The organism is Burkholderia sp. AU31624 (assembly GCF_020420065.1).
GTDB lineage: Bacteria > Pseudomonadota > Gammaproteobacteria > Burkholderiales > Burkholderiaceae > Burkholderia.
In genome coordinates this window covers 180,358-202,021 of sequence record NZ_JAIZRT010000005.1, presented here as the reverse complement: position 1 = coordinate 202,021, position 21,664 = coordinate 180,358, and the positions used below count along the sequence as shown (strand labels likewise).

Here is a 21,664-nt window from a genome sequence, read left to right as displayed (position 1 = left end):
GACGCAATAAGGAGAATTCGAATGCAAATCATTCTGTTGGAAAAAGTCGCTAATCTGGGTAACCTCGGCGACATCGTCAAGGTCAAGGACGGTTACGCTCGCAACTTCCTGATCCCGAACCGCAAGGCTCGCCGTGCAACGAAGGAAGCGATCGCCGAATTCGAAGTTCGCCGCGCTGAACTCGAAAAGATCGCCGCTGAAAAGCTGGCGGCATCGCAGGCAGTCGGCGAGAAGCTGAACGGCCAGTCGTTCGAAATCACGCAGAAGTCGGGCGTTGACGGCCGTCTGTTCGGCTCGGTCACGAACGGCGACGTCGCGGAACTGTTGAAGAAGGCAGGTTTCGAAGTCGAGAAGCTGCAAGTTCGCATGCCGGAAGGCCCGCTGAAGATGATCGGCGAGCACAACGTCCAGGTCGCGCTGCATACGGACGTCGTCGTCGACGTCACGATCAACGTGATCGGCGACCACGCGTAAGCGTACGCAAGCTTTCCGGGCGGCTTCCGCCGTCCGGACAAGGGCAGGCGCCCGGGCAACCGGGGCCTGCCTTTTTTATTGCTCGTTCGCCGGTGGCCGGTATGGCGCCGCCCTGTGTAATTCGCGATAATCCCAACCCATGAACGCGCCGCAAGATCCTCAAATCGAATCGCTGAAAGTCCCGCCGCATTCGGTCGAAGCCGAGCAGTCGGTGCTCGGCGGCCTGTTGCTCGACAACGCGGCCTGGGACCGGATTGCCGACTTCCTGTCGCAGGGCGATTTCTACCGCTACGACCACCGGATCATCTACGAGCACATCGGCCGCCTGATCGCGTCGACGCGCCCGGCCGACGTCGTGACCGTGTACGAAGCGCTGACCACGTCCGGCAAGGCCGACGACGTCGGCGGGCTGGCCTACCTGAACGCGCTCGCACAGAACACGCCGAGCGCGGCGAACATCCGCCGCTATGCGGAAATCGTGCGCGACCGCGCGGTGCTGCGCCGGCTCGTGTCGGTTGCCGACGAAATCTCGGCCGATGCGTTCAACCCGCAGGGCAAGGAAGTCCGCCAGCTGCTCGACGAGGCCGAGTCGAAGGTGTTCTCGATTGCCGAAGAGGGCGCGCGCGGCAACCAGGGCTTTCTCGAGATCGGCCCGCTGCTCACGCAGGTCGTCGAGCGCATCGATACGCTGTACCACACGGCGAACCCGAGCGACGTCACGGGCACGCCGACGGGCTTCGTCGACCTCGACCGGATGACGTCCGGGATGCACGGCGGTGAACTGATCATCGTTGCCGGAAGACCCTCGATGGGTAAAACGGCCTTCTCGATGAACATCGGCGAATACGTCGCGGTCGAGTACGGGCTGCCGGTCGCAGTGTTCTCGATGGAAATGCCGGGTACCCAGCTCGTGATGCGGATGCTCGGCTCGATCGGCCGGCTCGACCAGCACCGGATGCGCACGGGCCGCCTGACGGACGAGGATTGGCCGAAACTGACGCACGCGGTGCAGAAGATGAGCGAGGCACAGCTCTTCATCGACGAAACCGGCGGCCTGAACCCGATGGAATTGCGCTCGCGCGCGCGGCGGCTGGCGCGGCAATGCGGCAAGCTTGGCCTGATCATCGTCGACTACCTGCAGCTGATGTCAGGTTCGTCGCAGGGCGAGAACCGCGCGACCGAAATCTCGGAAATCTCGCGATCGCTGAAGAGCCTCGCGAAGGAACTCGACGTGCCGGTGATCGCGCTGTCGCAGCTGAACCGCGGCCTCGAACAACGCCCGAACAAGCGCCCGGTGATGTCGGATTTGCGCGAATCGGGCGCAATCGAACAGGACGCGGACGTGATCCTGTTCATCTACCGTGACGAAGTCTACAACCCGGACAGCCCCGACAAGGGTACGGCCGAAATCATCATCGGCAAGCAGCGTAACGGTCCGATCGGCCCCGTTCGGCTCACGTTCCTGGGGCAATACACGAAGTTCGACAACTTTGCTGGAGCGCAGACCTTCTACGGCGAGTAACGCCGGTTGTAAAGTCCTAAATCGCCAAACGTTGTATCCAATCCCGCCGTGCGCACATGCGCGCGGCGCGGCGCGACCGGAAACGGTACAATACCGCCCGTTTTCGTGACAGTAGTTTGACAATCTCTCAGGAATCCCATGTTCGGTCGATTCATGCCCACCGAGGGCAAGTTCTTTGAACTCTTCAACGCGCACGCGAAGCACATCGTTGCCGGCGGGCGCGAACTCGAACTGCTGATCGACAATCTCGCCGATGCCGAGATTCACAAGCAAAACGTGCAAACCGCCGAGAAGGCCGCCGACAAGCTTACGCACGAGGCGATCGATCTGCTGCACAAGACGTTCATCACGCCGCTCGATCGCGACGAGATCCACAAGCTGATCACGACGATGGACGACATCCTCGACCTGATGGAAGACGTCGCGACGGCCGTGTCGCTGTACGACGTACGTTCCGTCACGTCGGAAGCGAGCCAGCTCGCGCACATCGTCACGCAGTCGGCCCAGCACGTGCAACAGGCAGTCGGATTGCTGTCCGACATGAAGCAGTCGGCGCAGATCCTCAAGCAGTGCGAGGAGATCGACCGCTGGGAGTCGGAAGCCGATCGCGTGTTGCGCGCCGCAATGTCGAAGCTGTTCCGCGAGGAAGACGACGTGAAGACGCTCATCAAGCTGAAGGCGATCTACGAGCTGCTCGAAGAGATCACCGACAAGTGCGAGGACGTCGCGAACATCATCGAAGGCATCGTGCTGGAAAACGCCTGAGCGGACCACGATGCATTCGATACAACTCGCCCTATGGATGGTCGCGGCACTCGTGCTCGTCGCGCTCATATTCGACTTCATGAACGGCTTTCACGACGCGGCGAACTCGATCGCCACCGTCGTGTCGACCGGGGTGCTGAAGCCCCAGCAGGCCGTCGTGTTCGCGGCCGCGTTCAACGTGATCGCGTACTTCATCTTCCACCTGAAAGTCGCCCAGACCGTCGGTAAAGGCACGATCGACCCCGAGATCGTCGACCACTACGTCATCTTCGGCGCGCTGGTCGGTGCGATCGGCTGGAACGTGATCACGTGGTACTACGGGATTCCGTCGAGCTCATCGCACGCGCTGATCGGCGGCCTCGTCGGCGCGGCGCTCGCCAAGTCGGGCTGGAGCTCGCTGAACATCGACGGGCTGCTGAAGACGATCGCGTTCATCTTCATCTCGCCGCTGCTCGGCTTCATCCTCGGTTCGCTGTTCATGCTCGGGGTGTCGTGGCTGTATTTCCGCACCGCGCCCAGCAAGGTCGACCGGCGCTTCCGCCGGCTGCAGCTGCTGTCGGCCGGGCTGTACAGCCTCGGCCACGGCGGCAACGACGCGCAGAAGACGATCGGCATCATCTGGATGCTGCTGATCGCGTCGGGCTATGCGTCGGCGACCGCCGATGCGCCGCCGGCGTGGGTGATCGGCGCGTGCTACCTGTCGATGGGCCTCGGCACGCTGTTCGGCGGCTGGCGCATCGTGCGCACGATGGGCCAGAAGATCACGAAGCTCAAGCCGGTCGGGGGTTTCTGTGCGGAAACCGGTGGTGCGATGACGCTGTTCCTCGCGTCGTTCCTCGGCATTCCGGTGTCGACCACGCACACGATCACCGGCGCGATCGTCGGCGTCGGCGCGACGCAGAAGCTGTCGGCCGTGCGCTGGGGGGTGGCCGGCAACATCGTGTGGGCCTGGGTGCTGACGCTGCCCGCGGCTGCGTTGTTCGCGGCCGGCGGATGGTGGCTCGGTCACCAGATCTTCTGATCGCCGACGTAGCCGGATCGACATCCGATGCGCCGCCAGCCGAAAGGCTGCGGCGCATTTTCTTTGGGAGCGGGGAGTTCGCGGCGGAACGGGCGGGGCGGCGGCAGATACCGCCAACGTGATTGACTGTCGAGGTTCGGGCAACCGGTTAGTAGCTTCCGTTCGCAAACCGCGCGATCGGATCGTCTGCCGTACCGGTGCGCGGGCTGACGGGCGCGGATTGCGTCGACGCGCGCCATACCTGCACAGGTGCGGGCTCGATACTGCGCGGAGATGCCGGCGCGGCGGCAGGCGGCGGTTCGGCATCGAACGCGGCGGCCTGGGCGGCCGTGAGCGCCGTCGTCGGAATCTGCGTGCCGGACTCGACCGGGGCGGCAGGCGCTGCATTGGCCGTCATCGCGGTCATCCCGTCATTCACTGACGTTGCCTGTTGCTGCGCGGCCTGCCTGCGCGGTGGCGGCGGTTCGTACGGATCGGCGGCCGGGGCTGCGGGTGCGGCTGCGGCGGTCGTCACGACCGGCGCGGCAGCGATAACCGGCGCGGGCGCAGGCGCCTGCGCGGTTCTCGCTTGCGACGACGCATAGGCAGGCGGCCGCGGCGCGGCGGCAGTCACGACCACCGGGGCCGGTGCGGCCGCCGGCGCGCTGCGCGGCTCGTCGCGCTTCGCCTCGTAGGTCGGTGCATCGAACGGCGTTGGCGCCCCGCGCGGCGGCGCGACGCGGCGAATGCCGTCGAAACGCTTGGCCCAGTACGGGTTCGTCAGGTAGTCGAGCCGCACGGTGCCGCCCGTCGACGGTGCGTTGACGAAGCGCAGCTTGCCGACATAGATGCCGACGTGCGAATGCGGCCGTCCGGTCGTATTGAAGAAGATCAGGTCGCCCGGCGCGATCTGGTCGGGCTCGATCGACACGCCGCGGCCGCTCATGTCGGCCGTCGTGCGGGGCAGGTTCACGTCGGCCGCCCGGCCGATCACATAGCGCACGAGCCCGCTGCAGTCGAAGCCGCTCGTCGGCGTGTTGCCGCCCCAGCGATACGGGACGCCGACGAGGCTCATCGCCTGGATCGAGATTTCTTCCTGGCCGACGCTGTGATCGACGAATTTCGGGAAATTGGCGGGGGCGGGGAATGCGCGCGGCGTTGTGATCCTCATGCCCGAATCGGAGCGCGATGCCGACTGCGGCGGCACGCTGGAGCAGGCCGCAAGCAGGGAAACGACGGCGACGGGGACCCAAATTCGAAGCATGGCGAGGCGGGCGAGCGCGGCGCGCTCGCGAATCGTATGACAACAGACAGACCCGATGGTAGACGCTCCGACGGGGCTTAAGCAACCATTCCTGAGAATTTACTTGAAGTTTCGCGCGTAAACTGCGTTGTTGCGTGACGAAGCGTTACTTACGTCTTCGACCCCAAATAAAAACGGCGCTCCTGAGAGGAGCGCCGCGAGGCGTCGACAGCCGGCCGATCGGCCGGCCAGCCGCGTTACAGGATGTCCGACGCGTAGTCGGCGAGCCGCGAGCGTTCGCCGCGCGCGAGCGTCACGTGGCCGCTGTGGCCCCAGCCCTTGAAGCGGTCGACGACGTACGTGAGGCCCGAGCTGCCTTCGGTCAGGTAAGGCGTGTCGATCTGCGCGATGTTGCCGAGGCACACGATCTTCGTGCCCGGGCCGGCGCGCGTGACGAGCGTCTTCATCTGCTTCGGCGTCAGGTTCTGCGCCTCGTCGATGATCAGGTACTTGTCGACGAATGTGCGGCCGCGCATGAAGTTCATGCTCTTTACCTTCAGGCGCGAACGGATCAGCTCCTGCGTCGCGGCACGGCCCCATTCGCCGGCGGCGTCGTCGGTCTTCTGCAGCACTTCGAGGTTGTCGTCGAATGCGCCCATCCACGGCTGCATCTTCTCTTCCTCGGTGCCCGGCAGGAAACCGATGTCCTCGCCGACCGGCACGGTCGCACGCGTCACGATGATCTCGTTGTAGCGCTTGTCGTCGAGCACCTGCGCGAGGCCGGCCGCGAGCGCGACGAGCGTCTTGCCGGTGCCGGCCTGGCCGAGCAGCGTGACGAAGTCGATCTCGGGGTTCATCAGCAGGTTCAGCGCGAAGTTCTGCTCGCGATTGCGCGCGGTGATGCCCCACACGTTGTTCTTGTGGTGGCTGTAGTCGCGCAGCGTCTGCAGCAGCGCCGTCTTGCCGTTCAGCTCGCGGACGATCGCATGGAACGTCGGCTCGCCGTTCTGCGGCTCGAGATAGACGAACTCGTTGACGAGCATCGACGCGACGAGCGGGCCGGTCACGCGGTAGTACGTGGTGCCCGTCTTCGTGTCCTGCCAGCTCTCCATGCCCTTCGCATGCTTGGTCCAGAAGTCCTGCGGCAGTTCGCGCACGCCGTTGTACAGGAGGTCCTTATCCTCGAGCACCTGGTCGTTGAAGTAGTCTTCCGCGGGCAGGCTGAGCGCGTGCGCCTTGATCCGCATGTTGATGTCTTTCGACACCAGCACGACCTGGCGATCGGGGCGGTCGCGTTGCAGCGCGCGCACGACGCCGAGGATCTGGTTGTCGGCCTTGCCTTCGGGCAAGCCTTCGACGGGCGCGATGTCCGCCAGCTTCGTCTGGAAGTACAGGCGGCCGAGCGCCTCGCGGCTGCCGAGGCGCGACAGCGGGATGCCGGCCGTGATCGGGCCGGCATCGGCGACGAGCGCGTCGAGCGTGCGGCTGACCTGGCGTGCGTTGCGCGCGACTTCGGACATCCCCTTCTTGTGGTTGTCGAGTTCCTCGAGCGTCATCATCGGCAGATAGACGTCGTGTTCCTCGAAGCGGAAGAGGCTGCTCGGGTCGTGCATCAGCACGTTGGTGTCGAGCACGAACAGTTTCTGCAGTTCGGCTTCGGCGGGCTTGCGGCTGCGTGACTTCGTCGCGGCGCCGGTATCGCGCGCCGGTGCGGCGGCCGGTTTGTCGGCAGCCGGTTTGTCGTTGCGTGCAACGACGGGCGCCGCGGGTTCGGCGGGCGCCGGCATCGGCTGCAGCAGGGCCGCCGTCTGTTTGGTCTTGCGGCCGCGAGCGGGTGCGCTCGCGGCATCTTGCGCCGAAGACGCGACGGCGCGCAAAGGCGCGGCCGTGTTCGCGGCTTCGGTCATCGGTTGGGCCACGCTCGCCGGACCAAAGTCACCGGCTGTGGATGCGTCCCCTTCGGCGGATTTCTTCGCGGCTTTCGCGGGCCGCGCTTTCGCCTTGTATTCGTCGGGCGGCAGCAGGCTGCCGAGCTTGCTGGGGGGAGTAGGCAAAGGCATGGTGTCCCTCGGGAGGAATCGTGTCGCATGGCGTGCGCCGCTGATCGCATCCTGCGTGACGTAGACGCATGCAGTTTGCGCGCGGTGGCGCACAGGAAGTTCGTCTAGCCGGTTCGCCTAAGTGTCGATCAGCTCCTTGACGCGGTGAGGGCCGGACCGAGGCCCGGCGCGCAATCCATAAAAAAAGCCGCTGCCTCGTCGATAGAGGCATGCGGCTTGGCTGATACGGTCGTAATGCGCGTCAGGTGCCGGCAAGCATCGCAACGAGCACCGGCGCAGCTACGAGAAATATGGGGCGAACTGGCATTCATTGCGGCCCAATATAACGCGCCTCAAAGCGCTTGTACAGCACTTAGCACGTCGTCCACATGACCCGGTACCTTGATGCCGCGCCATGCCTGGCGAAGCACGCCGTCGGCGTCGATCAGGAACGTGGAGCGCTCGATTCCGCGCACTTCCTTGCCATACATTTTCTTCATCTTGATGACATCGAACAGCGCGCACAGCGCTTCGTCGGCATCGGAAATCAGCGGGAACGGCAGTTCGAGCTTTGCCTTGAAATTGTCATGCGAGCGCAGGCTGTCGCGCGACACGCCGATGACTTCCGCACCGGCTTTCTTGAACTTCGGATAGAGATCGCGGAACTGCAGCCCTTCGGTCGTGCAGCCCGGCGTGTTGTCCTTCGGATAGAAGTACAGCACGAGTTTCTTGCCCTTCAGGTCGGACAGCGAAATGTCGCCGCCCGTGGCCGGTGCGGTGAAATCGGGAACTTGACGGTCAACTTCGACGGACACGTGTTTCTCCTGTTGTTATGGAAAGGCGCCGCTGCGGCGGCGCGGTTCGGCGGGGCGTCGCGGCCGCGCGCCGCAAGGGCGCAGCGGGCGACGCCGGCTCGTGCGAACTCAGTCGGGCTGGACGATCAGTTCGCCGGAGCGGCCGGGGATTTCGCCCCACGTGACAGGGTACGATGGCAGCGAGTCGCGGTCCAGCGTCGCGTGGTAGTCGCCCATCGTCGCGAACGTGTGGCCTTGCGCGCGCCAGCCGGCGAGCAGTTGCTCGAACACGGGCGCGAGCTTCTGGCCTTCCAGTTCCGCATGCAGCGTGAACACCTGGTCGTGCGGATTGGTTTCGGTGAACTTGAGGATGTGCGCGGCGACGTTGTGCGTGTCGATGCCGTCGATGCCGAGCACTTCGTCGAGCGTCGGCAACGTGGTGGGCATCTGCACGTGCGACAGCGTGCGGCCGTTGACGACGGGCAGGTACGGCGAATGGCCGCGACCGTCAGAGGCGTAGCGCATTCCCCATGCGTCGATCTGCTCGAACGCGGAATCGTTCATCTGCCAGCCGGCCGCGCCGTGCGTGACGGGCGGCGCGCCGAAGACCTCGATGAAGCGCGCGTGACTCTTCTGCATTTCACGCGCGGTCCAGTCGCAATCGCGCGCGCGGACGTTGTCCTGCCAGTACACGTGATCCCACGTGTGGATCCCGCATTCGAAACCGGCCTCGTGGATCGCACGCATGTCGGCGATTGCACGGCGGCCGATGTCGGGGCCCGGCAGCAGCACGCCGTACATCAGCTGCTTCACGCCGTAGTGTTCGACCACCGACGTGCGCGACACTTTCTTCAGGAAGCCGGGGCGGAACACGCGCCGCAGCGCCCAGCCCGTGTGATCGGGCCCGAGGCTGAAGAGGAAGGTCGCGCGCGCATTGAAGCGGTCGAAGATGCGCGCGAGGTTCGGCACGCCTTCGCGCGTGCCGCGCAGCGTGTCGACGTCGATCTTGAGGACGATGCGAGCCAAGCGAACGTCCCGATCAGCCTTGCTGTTCGACGAGCGCGCGTGCGTCGGCGACGTGACCGCGATACGCTTCGAAGATGTTGCGCAGCGCGTCGTCGAACGTCGCTTGCGGCGCCCAGCCGAGTTCCTGCATCGTGTTGTCGATCTTCGGCACGCGGTTCTGCACGTCCTGGTAGCCGTTGCCGTAGTAGGCGCCGGACGTCGTCTCGACGAGCTTCACCTGCTTGGCCGAATCGGCGTACTCGGGGAATTCCGCCGCCAGTTCGAGCATCTTGTGCGCGAGTTCGCGAACCGAGAAGTTGTTCTTCGGATTCCCGATGTTGTAGATCTTGCCCGACGCGACGCCGTCCTTGTTCTCGATGATCTTCATCAGCGCGCTGATGCCGTCGCCGATGTCGGTGAACGCGCGCTTCTGCGAGCCGCCGTCGACGAGGCTGATGTTCTCGCCGCGCACGATGTGGCCGAGGAACTGCGTGACCACGCGCGAGCTGCCTTCCTTCGGCGTGTAGATCGAGTCGAGGCCCGGGCCGATCCAGTTGAACGGACGGAACAGCGTGAAGTTCAGGCCTTCCATCCCGTAGCCCCAGATCACGCGGTCCATCAGCTGCTTCGAGCACGCGTAGATCCAGCGCGGCTTGTTGATCGGGCCGTAGGTGAGGGCCGATGCATCCGGGTCGAACTGCTCGTCCGAGCACATGCCGTAGACCTCGGAGGTCGACGGGAACACGAGGTGCTTGCCGTACTTGACGGCCGAACGCACGATCGGCAGGTTCGCCTCGAAGTCGAGTTCGAACACGCGCAGCGGCTGCTGGACGTAGGTGGCGGGCGTCGCGATCGCGACGAGCGGCAGGATCACGTCGCACTTCTTCACGTGATACTCGACCCACTCCTTGTTGATCGTGATGTCGCCTTCGAAGAAATGCATCCGCTCGTGGTTGACGAGGTCGCCCAGCCGATCGGTCTGCATGTCCATGCCGAACACTTCCCAATCGGTGGTTTCAAGAATGCGCTTCGACAGGTGATGGCCGATGAAGCCGTTCACACCCAGGATCAGGACTTTTTTTGCTTTCATGAATGACGGGAAGAATGAATGAACTGCGCGAATTCCGCAGGCGTCACGACGGTTTCGCTGCCGTCGCGCTGCTGCCACAGCTCGAGAATGGATAGGGCGCGGCTGTCGCCGCAGACGCCGAATAGCGCATTATCGCTTACGTGCAGGCCGGGCGGCAAATCTGCCGCCGCGGCCGCCGCCGCGCTGCCGGGTGCCGCCAGGCGCGCGCGCGCGATCACGAAACGCGCGCCGTCGACGTCCGTGAACGCGCCCGGATACGGGGGCGCGACCGCGCGCACCAGGTTGTAGACCTGCGCGGCCGGCTTCGACCAGTCGACGCGGCCGTCCTCGGGCTTGCGCCCGCCGTAGTAGCTGCCGCTCGAGAGATCGTTCGGCAGGTGCGGCGCCTCGCCCGCGAGCAGCGCGGGCAGCACGCGCCAGAGCGTCTGCTCGGCGGCTACCGTGACCTTGTCGAACACCTGCGTGGCCGTGTCGTCCGGCAGGATCGGCACCGCGGTCTGGCCGATGATCGCGCCGGCGTCGGGTTTCGCCGCCATCTCGTGCAGCGTCGCGCCGGTTTCGGTTTCGCCGTTTAGCACCGCCCAGTTGGTCGGTACCCGACCCCGGTATTTCGGCAGCAGCGACCCGTGCATGTTGTACGCGCCCTTCGGCGCGATCGCGAGCAGGTCCACCGGCAGCATGTGCCTGTAGTAGAACGAGAAGATGAAGTCCGGCTGCGCGTCGGATACCGCGCGGCGCAGCGCCGGATCGGCGGGATCGGCCGGCGTGAGCACCGGAATGCCGTGCTCGGCCGCGACGGATGCGACGCTGCCGAACCAGATGTTCTCGTTCGGGTTGTCCTCGTGCGTGACGACGAGCGCGACGTCGACGCCGCGCGCGAGCAGCACCTGCAGGCAGCGCACGCCGACGTTGTGATACGCGAAGACGACTGCGCGCGGCTTCATTGCACGGTACCCGTGCGATTCGCGCCGGCCGGCACCGGCGGCACGCCGTCGTGCTGCTCGAGCACGGCCTGGATCAGGTAGCGCGGCCGTGCACGCACCTGCTGGTAGATGCGGCCGACGTATTCGCCGAGCAGGCCGAGCGCGAAGATGATCACGCCGAGCAGGAAGAACGTGATGGCGAACAGCGTGAACACGCCTTGCACTTCCGCGCCGACGATGAAGCGTCGCACGAGCAGCAGCACGAACAGCGCGGCGGAGCCGAGCGACAGGATCACGCCGATGAACGACAGCCACTGCAGCGGCACGACCGAGAAGCCCGTCACGAGGTCGAAGTTCAGCCGGATCAGGCTGTACAGCGAGTACTTCGACTCGCCGGCGAAGCGCTCCTCGTGCGCGACCTCGATCTCGGTCGGTTTCTGCGCGAACGTGTACGCGAGGGCCGGGATGAACGTGTTGACTTCGCCGCACACGTTGATCGTGTCGATGATGCGGCGGCTGTACGCGCGCAGCATGCAGCCCTGGTCGGTCATCTTGATGCGCGTGATGCGCTCGCGCAGGCGGTTCATCATCTGCGACGCCTTGCGCCGCCACAGGCTGTCCTGGCGCTGCTTGCGGATCGAGCCGACGTAGTCGTAGCCCTCGCGCATCTTCGCGATCAGCTTGCCGATTTCCTCGGGCGGGTTCTGCAGGTCGGCGTCGAGCGTGATGACGATCTCGCCGCGCGATTGCGCGAAGCCGGCGAGGATCGCCATGTGCTGGCCGTAGTTGCCGTTGAGCAGCACGACGCGTGTCGTGTCGGGACGGACGTGGAACTGATCGGCGAGCATCGCCGCCGAGCGGTCGCGGCTGCCGTCGTTGATCAGGATCACTTCGTATGACGTGTCGAGTGCGTCGAGCGCCGGATACAGCCGCGCGAACAGCGCAGCGAGGCCGTCTTCCTCGTTGTACACGGGGATGATGACCGATACTTCGGGCCGGCCGGCGTCCAGGTGCCCGGCGGCCGGATGCCCGGCGCGTGCTTCAAGGTGACTCATGTACGCTTATTTTCCGTATTGTTCGCAAATCTGGTTGATGGCGTCGACCACGCGACGCACGTCGCCTTCCGTCATCTGCGTGAAGAGCGGCAGCGTGACGGTCGACGCGCCGTACCGTTCGGCGTGGGGGAACATGCCCTCCTTGAAGCCGCGTGCACGGTACAGCGTGAAAAGATGGATCGCCGGGTAGTGGATGCCCGTGCCGATGCCGCGTTCCTTCATCTGCGCCATGAACTCGGCGCGGGTGATCGTCAGGCGCTCGAGCGGCAGCGTGATCAGGAACATGTGCCAGTTGCCGTTATCGAATTCGGCGATCGGCAGGCCGACGCCGAGCTTCACGGCTGCACTGCCGTCGAATGCGGCGAAGTAGGCACGCGCAAGCGCGCGGCGCTGCGCGGTGAAGCGTTCGATGTGCGGCAACTGGCCGAGGCCGACGCGCGCGGCGACGTCGGTCAGGTTGTACTTGCCGCCGAGCACGTCGCAGTCCATCCCGTCGAAGCCCGTGCGCGTGATGCCTTGCAGCCGGTACTTCTGCGCGAGCGTCGCTTCTTCCTCGTTGTTCAGCACGAGTGCGCCGCCTTCGATCGTCGTCAGGTTCTTGTTCGCGTGAAAGCTGAACGACACGATGTCGCCGATCGCGCCGATGCGCTTGCCGTTCCACGTCGAGCCGAACGCCTGCGCCGCATCCTCGATCACGCGCAGCTTGTGCGTGCGCGCAATGGCGTACAGGCGGTCCATGTCGACCGGCAGGCCGGACAGGAACACGGGGATGATCGCCTTCGTGCGCGGCGTGATCGCCTGCTCGAGCTTGTCGAGGTCGATGTTGCGCGTGACGGGATCGATGTCGGAGAACACGGGCGTCGCGCCCGTCTCGAGGATCACGTTGCTGGTCGAGACCCACGACGCCGGCGTCGTGATCACTTCGTCGCCGGGGCCGACGCCCGCGATGCGCAGGCCGATTTCCAGCGTGCAGGTGCCCGAATTGAACGCGCGGACCGGACGGCCGCCGCAGTATTCGGACAGCGCCGCTTCGAATTTCTGGCTCTGCGGGCCGGTGGTGATCCAGCCCGAGCGCAGCACGTCGACGACGCCCTGGATGGTTTCCTCATCGATCTCGGGGCGGGTGAACGGCAGAAACGGAGCGGTAGTCTGGCTCATGTACGTTTTGGCCTGTAATGGCGTGTAATAAAAGGGTCGGGCGATCCCGGCCGAAACCGGCATTAAACACCGGTTGGCGCAATCGCACCGTGATTTTTTGTAGGCAGACGCTTAATGCGCGCGGCGGGCGGGCTCAGCTTCGCGCGAGCACCAGCACGCCGATCAGGATGATGCCGATGCCGACGAGCCGCTGGACCGACAGCACTTCGCCGAACAGGTACCAGGCCGCGAATGCGTTGACGACGTAGCCGAGCGACAGCATCGGGTACGCGATCGACACGTCGACCCGCGACAGCCCGACGATCCAGACCACGACGCTCAGCACGTAGCAGCCGAGGCCGCCGATGATCGGCAATTGGGTCGCGATCTTCAGGCCGACCGGGATGATGTTCGCACGGCTGAATTCGAAGTGTCCAACGGCGTTGACGCCGGCTTTCAGCAGAAGTTGCGCACAGGCGTTGAGCATCACGCCGGTGATGATGCAGACGAACGAAACGGGATTCATGCAGCGGGCGTCCTTACGATTGCGGTTTCTCGACGATCACGCGGCGGTTGTCGCGTGCAATCACGCGCATCGGCACGCCTTGCTTGACCAGGGTGTCGTACTCGCCGGGCGGCATGATCGCGAGCGCATGGGTTTCCTGCTTCCAGCGCGTGATCCATTCGTCGACGGTCGGAATCCACTTGTTCGGCTCCATCGAGATCCCGAACGCGAGCTCGTCCTGGCGCTGGACCATGATCGTCGTGTGGCCCATGTAGAACGGGAACGTGTGATCGAGCATCTCGATCGAGTAGAACGGCGTGTCGGCCGGCAGTTTCGCCAGTTCGGCGCGCACGGTGGGCGCGAGCAGCGCGCCGGAGCTGTAGCGGCCGAATTCGTCGTGACCGGTGCCGCCGATCGTGCCGAACGCGAGCCAGGCGGCGCCGAAGGCCGCGAGCGCGGCGGCCACGCCCGCGCGGCGGTTCAGCCATGCGGCCGCGAGGGTCAGCGCGGCCGCGACCGCGAGGCCCGCGTACAGCCACATCTGGAACGCGCGGTACAGCGCGTTCGGCGTACGGGCATCGCCCTGGTACGCGAGGAAGATGATCCCGAACGCCGCGACGACGAGGAACACGAGGTAGCCGAGCAGGTGGCGGCGGAACCGGTCGGCGCTGATCAGCGGCAGGTACGCGCCGATGATCAGCGCGAGCGCCGGCGCGACCGGCAGCACGTACGAGATCAGCTTCGAATGCGACGCGCTGAAGAACACGAAGATGAATGCGCTCCAGATCAGCAGCACGAGCATCGGCGAGAAGCCGTTCGGCTGGCGCGGCATCCGCAGCGCATGGCGGATGCTCTGCCACGCGACCGACAGCCACGGCAGGAAGCCGACCAGCAGCACGGGCACGAAGTAGTAGAGCGGGCCCGGGCGGTTCTGTTCCGGGGTCAGGTACCGGCGGAACTGCTGGACGATGAAGAAGAAATTGAAGAACTCGGGGTTGCGCTGCTGGACGAGCACGAACCACGGCGTGACGATCGCGAAGAAGATCACGAGGCCGCTCACCAGGTACAGGCGCTTCCACAGCGCCCAGTCGCGCGCGATCAGCGTATAGAGCACGAGCACGGCGCCGGGCAGGATCAGGCCGACGAGGCCCTTCGACAGCACCGCGAACGCCATCGCGGCCCAGCATGCCCACATCCAGCCGCGTGCCGCGGCCGGGCGCAGCCCGGGCCGCTGCGCGAGCAGCAGCGAGCACAGCGACAGCGCCATCCAGAACGCGAGCCCCATGTCGAGCGCGTTGAAGTGACCCATCAGGTTCCAGTACGGCGACGACGCGAGCACGACGGCGGCGAGGAAGCCCGACAGCGGGTTGAACAGGCGCGCGCCGGTGTAGCCGACCAGCAGGATGCCGGCGAAGCTCGCGACGGCCGTGTAGAGGCGCGCCTGCCATTCGCCGATGCCGAACCACGCGAACGTGAGCGCGTTCAGCCAGGTCTGCAGCGGCGGCTTCTCGAAATACTTGTAGCCGTTGTAGCGCGGCGTGATCCAGTCGCCGGTGACGAACATCTCGCGCGCCATTTCCGCATAGCGGCCTTCGTCGCTCGGGATCAGGTGGCGCAGCCCGAGCGGCGCGAACCAGACGATCGCGAGCGCGATGACGAGGAGGACGAGCGTGATGCGATTGAGCGGTAGCCTCGACGGCGTATCGTTCATGGATTTTCAGCCTGTTGGTTGTTGTGACGGGCCGCCGGCGGGTTGCGCCGGGGGCGGGCGGCCTGGCCGGGCCGATCCGGGGGATCGACCCGCTGCGCCGGCCCGAGTTTTACCGCATCCGGGATTAACGTTCAATTAAGAGCGCGGCGGCGACTTTGCGGCCCTCGGCCATCAGGATGTTGTAGGTGCGGCAGGCAGCCTGGAAATCCATCGTCTCGACGCCGATCCGCTTCGCCGTGAGCGCCGCGACGAGCCGCGGGTGCGGGAAGCGCAGCCGCGCGCCGCTGCCGAAAATCACGAGTTCGGGTGTCGGGTCGAGCAGCATCGCGAAATGCTCGGGCGCGAGCGCGTCGAACGACGACACGGGCCATGCCTGGACCGGCGCGCCGGGCAGCACGATGACGCTCGTTTCATGGCGTTCGAGGTTGACGTCGACATAATCGGGGCCGTAGCCGGTGACGGTGTTGAGCGCGCCGCTCGCGTCCTGGTGCAGTTTCAAATCGGTATTCCGCGGTTCCGTAGGGGGAATGTATCGCAGGGCCACACGGGCCCGGATGGCCGGTTTCGCTTGCCCGAGCACGCGGGACGCCTGACGGCGCGGGCCCGGCGCGGCTATGGTGCATTGCGAAAGTCAGCCAAAATCCGCTAAATTATAACTTTTTGGTCGCCCCCGGGCGCCACTTGCGTCGCGCGTCGCCACAAGCCGCGCCCGACCGCCCGCTTTTTCCCCAGTCTAGACAGCGCGCACAGACCGGCCGCTTTCCAGTTTTGATCCCGTCCCCCGGCCGCAAGGCCAACCCAGGAACCGTGTCGTCGTGAAACCGATTCAGAAGTCGAACAAGCTGCTCAACGTCTGCTACGACATCCGTGGCCCGGTGCTCGAGCACGCGAAGCGCCTCGAGGAAGAAGGCCACCGCATCATCAAGCTGAACATCGGCAACCTCGCGCCGTTCGGTTTCGACGCGCCGGACGAGATCATCCAGGACATGATCCGCAACCTGCCGACGTCGTCCGGCTATTCGGATTCGAAGGGCGTGTTCTCGGCGCGCAAGGCCGTGATGCACTACACGCAGGAAAAGGGCGTCGTGGGCGTCGGCCTCGACGACATCTACATCGGCAACGGCGCGTCCGAGCTGATCGTGATGGCGACCCAGGCGCTGCTGAACGACGGCGACGAAGTGCTGCTGCCCGCGCCCGACTATCCGCTGTGGACGGCGGCGGTCAGCCTGTCGGGCGGCACGCCGGTGCATTACGTCTGCGACGAGCAGAACGCGTGGATGCCCGATCTCGACGACATCCGCCGCAAGATCACGCCGAACACGAAGGCGCTCGTCGTGATCAACCCGAACAACCCGACGGGCGCGCTTTATTCGGACGAATTGCTGCTCGAGCTGCTCGAGATCGCGCGCCAGCACGGGCTGATCGTGTTCGCCGACGAGGTGTACGACAAGATCGTCTACGACGGCCTCGAGCACACGGCGCTGGGTTCGCTGTCGGAGGACGTGATCACCGTCACGTTCAACAGCCTGTCGAAGAGCTATCGCTCGTGCGGCTATCGCGCGGGCTGGATGGCCGTGTCGGGCCTCGGCGGCGACAACCGCCGGCACGCGAAGGATTATCTCGAGGGGCTCGGCATCCTGTCGTCGATGCGCCTGTGCGCGAACGTCCCCGGCCAGTTCGCGATCCAGACGGCGCTCGGCGGCTACCAGAGCATCAACGAGCTGATCGTGCCGAGCGGGCGCCTGTACAAGCAGCGCGAGCTCGCGTACGACATGCTCACGTCGATCCCGGGCGTGACCTGCGTGAAGCCGCAGGCCGCGCTGTACATGTTCCCGCGCCTCGACCCGAAGCTTTATCCGATCCAGAACGACCAGCAGTTCATTCTCGACCTGCTGCTCGAGGAGCGCGTATTGCTCGTACAGGGCACGGGCTTCAACTGGACGACGCCGGATCACTTCCGCGTGGTCTTCCTGCCGAACCTCGACGACCTGACCGATTCGATCAACCGGATCGCTCGCTTCCTCGACGGCTACCGCAAGCGCCATTCGGCCTGAGCGGCGCGGCCACACGGACTCACTACTACTTACTCATTCGATCACACGCAGCATGGAACCGATCAAAGTTGGCCTGTTGGGCTTCGGCACGGTGGGCAGCGGCACCTTCACGGTGCTGGGCCGCAACCAGGAAGAAATCAAGCGACGCGCGGGGCGCGGCATCGAGGTGACGCGCATTGCCGTGCGCAACCCGGCGAAGGCGCTGGCCGCGCTCGGCGGCGACGCCGGCGCCGCGCAGATCACCGACGATTTCAATTCGGTCGTCGATGATCCGTCGATCGCGATCATCGCCGAGATGATCGGCGGCACGGGCATCGCGCGCGAGCTCGTGCTGCGCGCGATCGCGAACGGCAAGCACGTCGTGACGGCCAACAAGGCGCTGCTCGCGGTGCACGGCACCGAGATCTTCGAGGCCGCGCGCGCGAAGGGCGTGATGGTCGCGTTCGAGGCGGCCGTCGCCGGCGGCATCCCGATCATCAAGGCGCTGCGCGAAGGCCTGACCGCGAACCGCATCCAGTACATCGCGGGCATCATCAACGGCACGACCAACTACATCCTGTCGGAAATGCGCGATCGCGGGCTCGACTTCGCGACCGCGCTGAAGGCCGCGCAGGAGCTCGGCTACGCGGAAGCCGATCCGACCTTCGACATCGAAGGCGTCGACGCCGCGCACAAGGCGACGATCATGAGCGCGATCGCGTTCGGCGTGCCGGTGCAGTTCGAGCGAGCGTACGTCGAGGGCATCAGCAAGCTCGACGCGACCGACATCCGCTACGCGGAAGAACTCGGCTACCGGATCAAGCTGCTCGGCATCACGCGCCGCGCCGAAAACGGCATCGAGCTGCGCGTGCACCCGACGCTGATCCCGGAGAAGCGCCTGCTCGCGAACGTCGAAGGCGCGATGAACGCGGTCGTCGTGCACGGCGACGCGGTCGGCACGACGCTGTACTACGGCAAGGGCGCGGGCGCGGAGCCGACCGCATCGGCCGTGGTCGCGGATCTCGTCGACGTCACGCGCCTGCACACGGCGGATCCCGAGCATCGCGTGCCGCACCTCGCGTTCCAGCCCGACAGCCTGTCGAACACGCCGATCTTGCCGATCGAGGAAGTGACGAGCGGCTACTACCTGCGCCTGCGCGTCGCCGACCAGACCGGCGTGCTGGCCGCGATCACGCGCATCCTCGCCGAATCGGGCATCTCGATCGACGCACTGTTGCAGAAGGAGTCCGAGCGGGTCGACGGTGCGAACGGCGAAACCGACATCATCCTGATCACGCACGTCACGGTCGAGAAGAATGTGAATGCGGCGATCGCGCAGATCGAGAGCCTCGCGACGGTGGTCTCGAAGGTGACGAAGCTGCGCATGGAAGCGCTGAACTGAGCTGAGGACGACATGAACTACATCTCCACGCGCGGTGCCGGCATCGGCGAGCGCCACACGTTCTCCGACATCCTGCTCGGCGGTCTCGCGAAGGACGGCGGGCTCTACCTGCCGGCCGAGTATCCGACGGTGTCCGCCGACGAGCTCGCACGCTGGCGCACGCTGTCGTACGCGGATCTCGCGTTCGAGATCCTGTCGAAGTTCTGCGACGACGTGCCGGCCGACGACCTGCGCGCGATCACGCGCCGCACATACACGGCCGAGGTGTACCGCAACACGCGCCATGGCGAGAACGCGTCCGACATCACGCCGCTGAAGACGCTCGGTACCGAGAACGGCGCGTCGCTCTCGCTGCTCGAACTGTCGAACGGCCCGACGCTCGCGTTCAAGGACATGGCGATGCAGTTGCTCGGCAACCTGTTCGAGTACACGCTCGCGAAGCACGGGCAGTCGCTGAACATTCTCGGCGCGACGTCCGGCGACACGGGCAGCGCGGCAGAATACGCGATGCGCGGCAAGGCCGGCGTGCGCGTGTTCATGCTGTCGCCGCACAAGAAGATGAGCGCGTTCCAGACGGCCCAGATGTTCAGCCTGCAGGATCCGAACATCTTCAACCTCGCGGTCGAAGGTGTGTTCGACGATTGCCAGGACATCGTGAAGGCCGTGTCGAACGATCACGCGTTCAAGGCGCAGCAGAAGATCGGCACGGTCAACTCGATCAACTGGGCACGCGTCGTCGCGCAGGTCGTGTACTACTTCAAGGGTTACTTCGCGGCCACCCGGTCGAATGACGAACGCGTGTCGTTCACGGTGCCGTCGGGCAACTTCGGCAATGTCTGCGCCGGCCACATCGCGCGGATGATGGGGTTGCCGATCGCGAAGCTCGTGGTCGCGACCAACGAGAACGACGTGCTCGACGAGTTCTTCCGCACGGGCGCGTATCGCGTGCGCAGCGCCGAGAACACCTATCACACGAGCAGCCCGAGCATGGACATCTCGAAGGCGTCGAACTTCGAGCGCTTCGTGTTCGACCTGCTCGGCCGCGATCCGGCGCGCGTGATGCAGCTGTTCCGCGACGTCGAGGAGAAGGGCGGCTTCGATCTCGCGGCGAGCGGCGATTTCTCGCGCGTCGCCGAGTTCGGTTTCGTGTCGGGCCGCAGCAGCCACGCGGACCGCATCGCAACGATCCGCGACGTGTTCTCGCGCTACGACACGATGATCGATACGCACACCGCCGACGGCGTGAAAGTCGCGCGCGAGCATCTCGACGCGGGCGTGCCGATGGTCGTGCTCGAGACGGCGCAGCCGATCAAGTTCGGCGAGACGATTCGCGAAGCACTCGATCGCGAAGCCGAGCGGCCGGCCGCATTCGACGGTCTCGAGGCGCTGCCGCAGCGTTTCGAGGTCGTGAAGGCCGACGCGCAGCAGGTGAAGGACTTCATCGCCGCCCATACGGGCGCATGACGCACGGCCGGGCCTGCGGGCCCGGTTGCGCAGGACGGCCGGAACGCCGATTCGTCGAACGGATCGGGGTTCCGGCCGTTTCGTTTGGCGGTGCCGCGCGGCGACAGACGCGCTACACCGAAACAAGTGTCAGACCGGCGTGCTCGCGCGAATCACAGTTTCCGCATATCGGCCATATCGCGCGCCCGCGCGACGGCGTCGCTACAATGACGTATTGAATCCAACGATCCCCGATTCCATCGATGTCGAACCCGAATCCCGCGGCGCCGCGCGCGCCGATGCTGTCGACCGCCGAGGCGCTCGCTGCGCTGCTCGATGCCGCGAAGCCGTTGCCCGGTGCCGAAACCGTCGCCACGCTCGACGCGCTCGGCCGCGTGCTGACGGCCGACGTGAGCTCGCCGCTCGACGTGCCGCCGATGCATACGAGCGCGATGGACGGCTATGCGGTGCGCGTCGCCGACCTGCTGCATGGCGAGCGGCGCTTGCCGGTGTCGCAGCGCATTCCGGCCGGTCATCCGGCCGCGCCGCTCGCTATCGGCACGGCCGCGCGGATCTTCACCGGCGCGACGGTGCCGCCCGGCGCCGACGCCGTCGTGATGCAGGAGCAGACGTCGGCCGACGGCGATGCGGTCGAGATCCTGCACACGCCGAAGGCCGGCGAATGGATCACCGCGCAGGGCGCGGATATCCGGCAGGGCTCGGTGATCCTGCCCGCCGGCACGCGGCTCACGCCGCAGGCGCTCGGCCTGGCCGCATCGGTCGGCTGCGCGCAGTTGCCGGTTGCGCGCCGGATTCGCGTCGCGGTGTTCTTCACCGGCGACGAACTGACGATGCCGGGCGAGCCGCTGAAGCCGGGCGCGATCTACAACTCGAACCGGTTCACGCTGCGCGGGCTGCTGGAGCGGCTCGGCTGCCACGTGACCGACTACGGGATCGTGCCCGATTCGCTCGCCGCGACGCGCGACACGCTGCGCGAGGCTGCACGCGATCACGACGTGATCCTGACGAGCGGCGGTGTGTCGGTCGGCGACGAGGATCACGTGAAGCCGGCCGTCGAGGCCGAAGGGCGGCTCGCGCTGTGGCAGATCGCGATGAAGCCCGGCAAGCCGCTTGCGTACGGTGCGGTGCGCCGCGGCGACGATCGCCCTGACGCGCACTTCATCGGACTGCCCGGCAACCCGGTGTCGAGCTTCGTCACGTTCCTGCTGTTCGTGCGGCCGTTCCTGCTGCGCCTGTCGGGCGTGCGCGATGTCGCGCCGCGCGCGCTGTCGCTGCGCGCCGACTTTTCGCAAAACAAGGGCGACCGGCGCAACGAATTCCTGCGTGCGCGCGTCAACGCGGCCGGCGGCCTCGACCTGTTCCCGAACCAGAGCTCGGCGGTGCTGACGTCGACGGTGTGGGGCGATGGCCTGATCGACAATCCGCCGCAGCACGCGATCAGCGCCGGCGAGACCGTGCGTTTCATTCCGTTTTCCGAACTGCTGTCGTAACGCGACGGCTTC

General features: G+C 65.8%; 19 protein-coding genes and 1 pseudogene. 9 read left to right on the top strand and 11 right to left on the bottom strand.

Going from position 1 to position 21,664, the window contains the following annotated elements:
- Positions 1 to 21: 21 nt before the first annotated feature.
- From rplI to LGM89_RS19945, 4 genes are all read left to right on the top strand, one after another.
- Entirely contained in the window at positions 22 to 474 is a 453-nt protein-coding gene (gene rplI, locus LGM89_RS19960) for a 50S ribosomal protein L9 (protein ID WP_021156519.1), read from the top strand.
- Between the two features lie 139 nt (positions 475 to 613).
- Positions 614 to 1,996, top strand: coding sequence for a replicative DNA helicase (locus LGM89_RS19955; protein ID WP_006486249.1), 1,383 nt, complete (start codon positions 614 to 616; stop codon positions 1,994 to 1,996).
- Positions 1,997 to 2,134: 138 nt separating this feature from the next.
- Positions 2,135 to 2,761 (top strand): DUF47 domain-containing protein, encoded by a 627-nt coding sequence (locus tag LGM89_RS19950; RefSeq protein ID WP_089495014.1) that lies wholly within the window; start codon positions 2,135 to 2,137, stop codon positions 2,759 to 2,761.
- Between the two features lie 10 nt (positions 2,762 to 2,771).
- Positions 2,772 to 3,782 carry an inorganic phosphate transporter gene (locus tag LGM89_RS19945; protein WP_089495013.1) on the top strand — a complete coding sequence of 337 codons (1,011 nt, stop codon included), beginning with the start codon at positions 2,772 to 2,774 and terminating at the stop codon, positions 3,780 to 3,782.
- A gap of 148 nt (positions 3,783 to 3,930) precedes the next feature.
- Here the strand turns inward: LGM89_RS19945 and LGM89_RS19940 are convergent, their stop codons facing one another.
- Both LGM89_RS19940 and LGM89_RS19935 read right to left on the bottom strand, forming a co-directional pair.
- Entirely contained in the window at positions 3,931 to 5,025 is a 1,095-nt protein-coding gene (locus tag LGM89_RS19940; protein ID WP_226273725.1) for a C40 family peptidase, read from the bottom strand.
- A gap of 236 nt (positions 5,026 to 5,261) precedes the next feature.
- Positions 5,262 to 7,064: a PhoH family protein gene (locus LGM89_RS19935; RefSeq protein ID WP_089425590.1), complete on the bottom strand. Its 1,803-nt coding sequence runs from the start codon at positions 7,062 to 7,064 to the stop codon at positions 5,262 to 5,264.
- On the opposite strand from LGM89_RS19935, the pseudogene LGM89_RS19930 reads away from it, so the two are divergent.
- Positions 6,960 to 7,204: pseudogene (locus LGM89_RS19930) on the top strand (hypothetical protein); the annotation flags it as partial. The gene LGM89_RS19935 and the pseudogene LGM89_RS19930 overlap by 105 nt on opposite strands.
- Positions 7,205 to 7,396: 192 nt before the next feature.
- Here LGM89_RS19930 and LGM89_RS19925 read toward each other — a convergent pair.
- The 9 genes from LGM89_RS19925 to LGM89_RS19885 all read right to left on the bottom strand — a co-directional run bounded on the left by LGM89_RS19925 (position 7,397) and on the right by LGM89_RS19885 (position 15,762).
- The gene (locus LGM89_RS19925; protein ID WP_006756046.1) at positions 7,397 to 7,858 is read right to left on the bottom strand and encodes a peroxiredoxin; all 462 of its coding nucleotides are present in this window, start codon (positions 7,856 to 7,858) and stop codon (positions 7,397 to 7,399) included.
- Positions 7,859 to 7,966: 108 nt separating this feature from the next.
- Positions 7,967 to 8,863 carry a polysaccharide deacetylase family protein gene (locus LGM89_RS19920; protein ID WP_226273724.1) on the bottom strand — a complete coding sequence of 299 codons (897 nt, stop codon included), beginning with the start codon at positions 8,861 to 8,863 and terminating at the stop codon, positions 7,967 to 7,969.
- A 13-nt stretch (positions 8,864 to 8,876) separates the two neighbouring features.
- Positions 8,877 to 9,932, bottom strand: a complete 1,056-nt coding sequence (locus tag LGM89_RS19915; RefSeq protein WP_006482864.1) for a bifunctional UDP-4-keto-pentose/UDP-xylose synthase — start codon at positions 9,930 to 9,932, stop codon at positions 8,877 to 8,879.
- On the bottom strand, positions 9,929 to 10,876 hold the full coding sequence (locus LGM89_RS19910; protein WP_226207716.1) for a formyltransferase: 948 nt from the start codon (positions 10,874 to 10,876) through the stop codon (positions 9,929 to 9,931). Before LGM89_RS19910 ends, LGM89_RS19915 begins: the two co-directional genes overlap by 4 nt.
- A complete protein-coding gene (locus LGM89_RS19905; protein ID WP_226273723.1) occupies positions 10,873 to 11,910 on the bottom strand; it encodes a glycosyltransferase in 1,038 nt (345 codons plus the stop codon). The genes LGM89_RS19910 and LGM89_RS19905 overlap by 4 nt, the downstream gene beginning before the upstream one ends.
- Before the next feature lie 6 nt (positions 11,911 to 11,916).
- Positions 11,917 to 13,068, bottom strand: a complete 1,152-nt coding sequence (locus LGM89_RS19900; protein WP_226273722.1) for a DegT/DnrJ/EryC1/StrS family aminotransferase — start codon at positions 13,066 to 13,068, stop codon at positions 11,917 to 11,919.
- A gap of 133 nt (positions 13,069 to 13,201) precedes the next feature.
- On the bottom strand, positions 13,202 to 13,573 hold the full coding sequence (locus LGM89_RS19895; RefSeq protein ID WP_011352303.1) for an EamA family transporter: 372 nt from the start codon (positions 13,571 to 13,573) through the stop codon (positions 13,202 to 13,204).
- 13 nt (positions 13,574 to 13,586) lie between these two features.
- Positions 13,587 to 15,263, bottom strand: coding sequence for a glycosyltransferase family 39 protein (locus tag LGM89_RS19890; RefSeq protein ID WP_226207714.1), 1,677 nt, complete (start codon positions 15,261 to 15,263; stop codon positions 13,587 to 13,589).
- A gap of 124 nt (positions 15,264 to 15,387) precedes the next feature.
- A complete protein-coding gene (locus tag LGM89_RS19885) occupies positions 15,388 to 15,762 on the bottom strand; it encodes an Mth938-like domain-containing protein (RefSeq protein WP_041492864.1) in 375 nt (124 codons plus the stop codon).
- 316 nt (positions 15,763 to 16,078) lie between these two features.
- On the opposite strand from LGM89_RS19885, the gene LGM89_RS19880 reads away from it, so the two are divergent.
- The 4 genes from LGM89_RS19880 (at position 16,079) to glp (ending at position 21,652) form a co-directional block, all read left to right on the top strand.
- Positions 16,079 to 17,317: a pyridoxal phosphate-dependent aminotransferase gene (locus LGM89_RS19880; protein ID WP_089425584.1), complete on the top strand. Its 1,239-nt coding sequence runs from the start codon at positions 16,079 to 16,081 to the stop codon at positions 17,315 to 17,317.
- Between the two features lie 52 nt (positions 17,318 to 17,369).
- A complete protein-coding gene (locus LGM89_RS19875; RefSeq protein ID WP_226273721.1) occupies positions 17,370 to 18,698 on the top strand; it encodes a homoserine dehydrogenase in 1,329 nt (442 codons plus the stop codon).
- A 12-nt stretch (positions 18,699 to 18,710) separates the two neighbouring features.
- Positions 18,711 to 20,162: a threonine synthase gene (gene thrC, locus LGM89_RS19870; RefSeq protein ID WP_226273720.1), complete on the top strand. Its 1,452-nt coding sequence runs from the start codon at positions 18,711 to 18,713 to the stop codon at positions 20,160 to 20,162.
- A gap of 242 nt (positions 20,163 to 20,404) precedes the next feature.
- Positions 20,405 to 21,652: a gephyrin-like molybdotransferase Glp gene (gene glp, locus LGM89_RS19865; RefSeq protein WP_089495005.1), complete on the top strand. Its 1,248-nt coding sequence runs from the start codon at positions 20,405 to 20,407 to the stop codon at positions 21,650 to 21,652.
- The last annotated feature ends 12 nt before the right edge of the window (positions 21,653 to 21,664 follow it).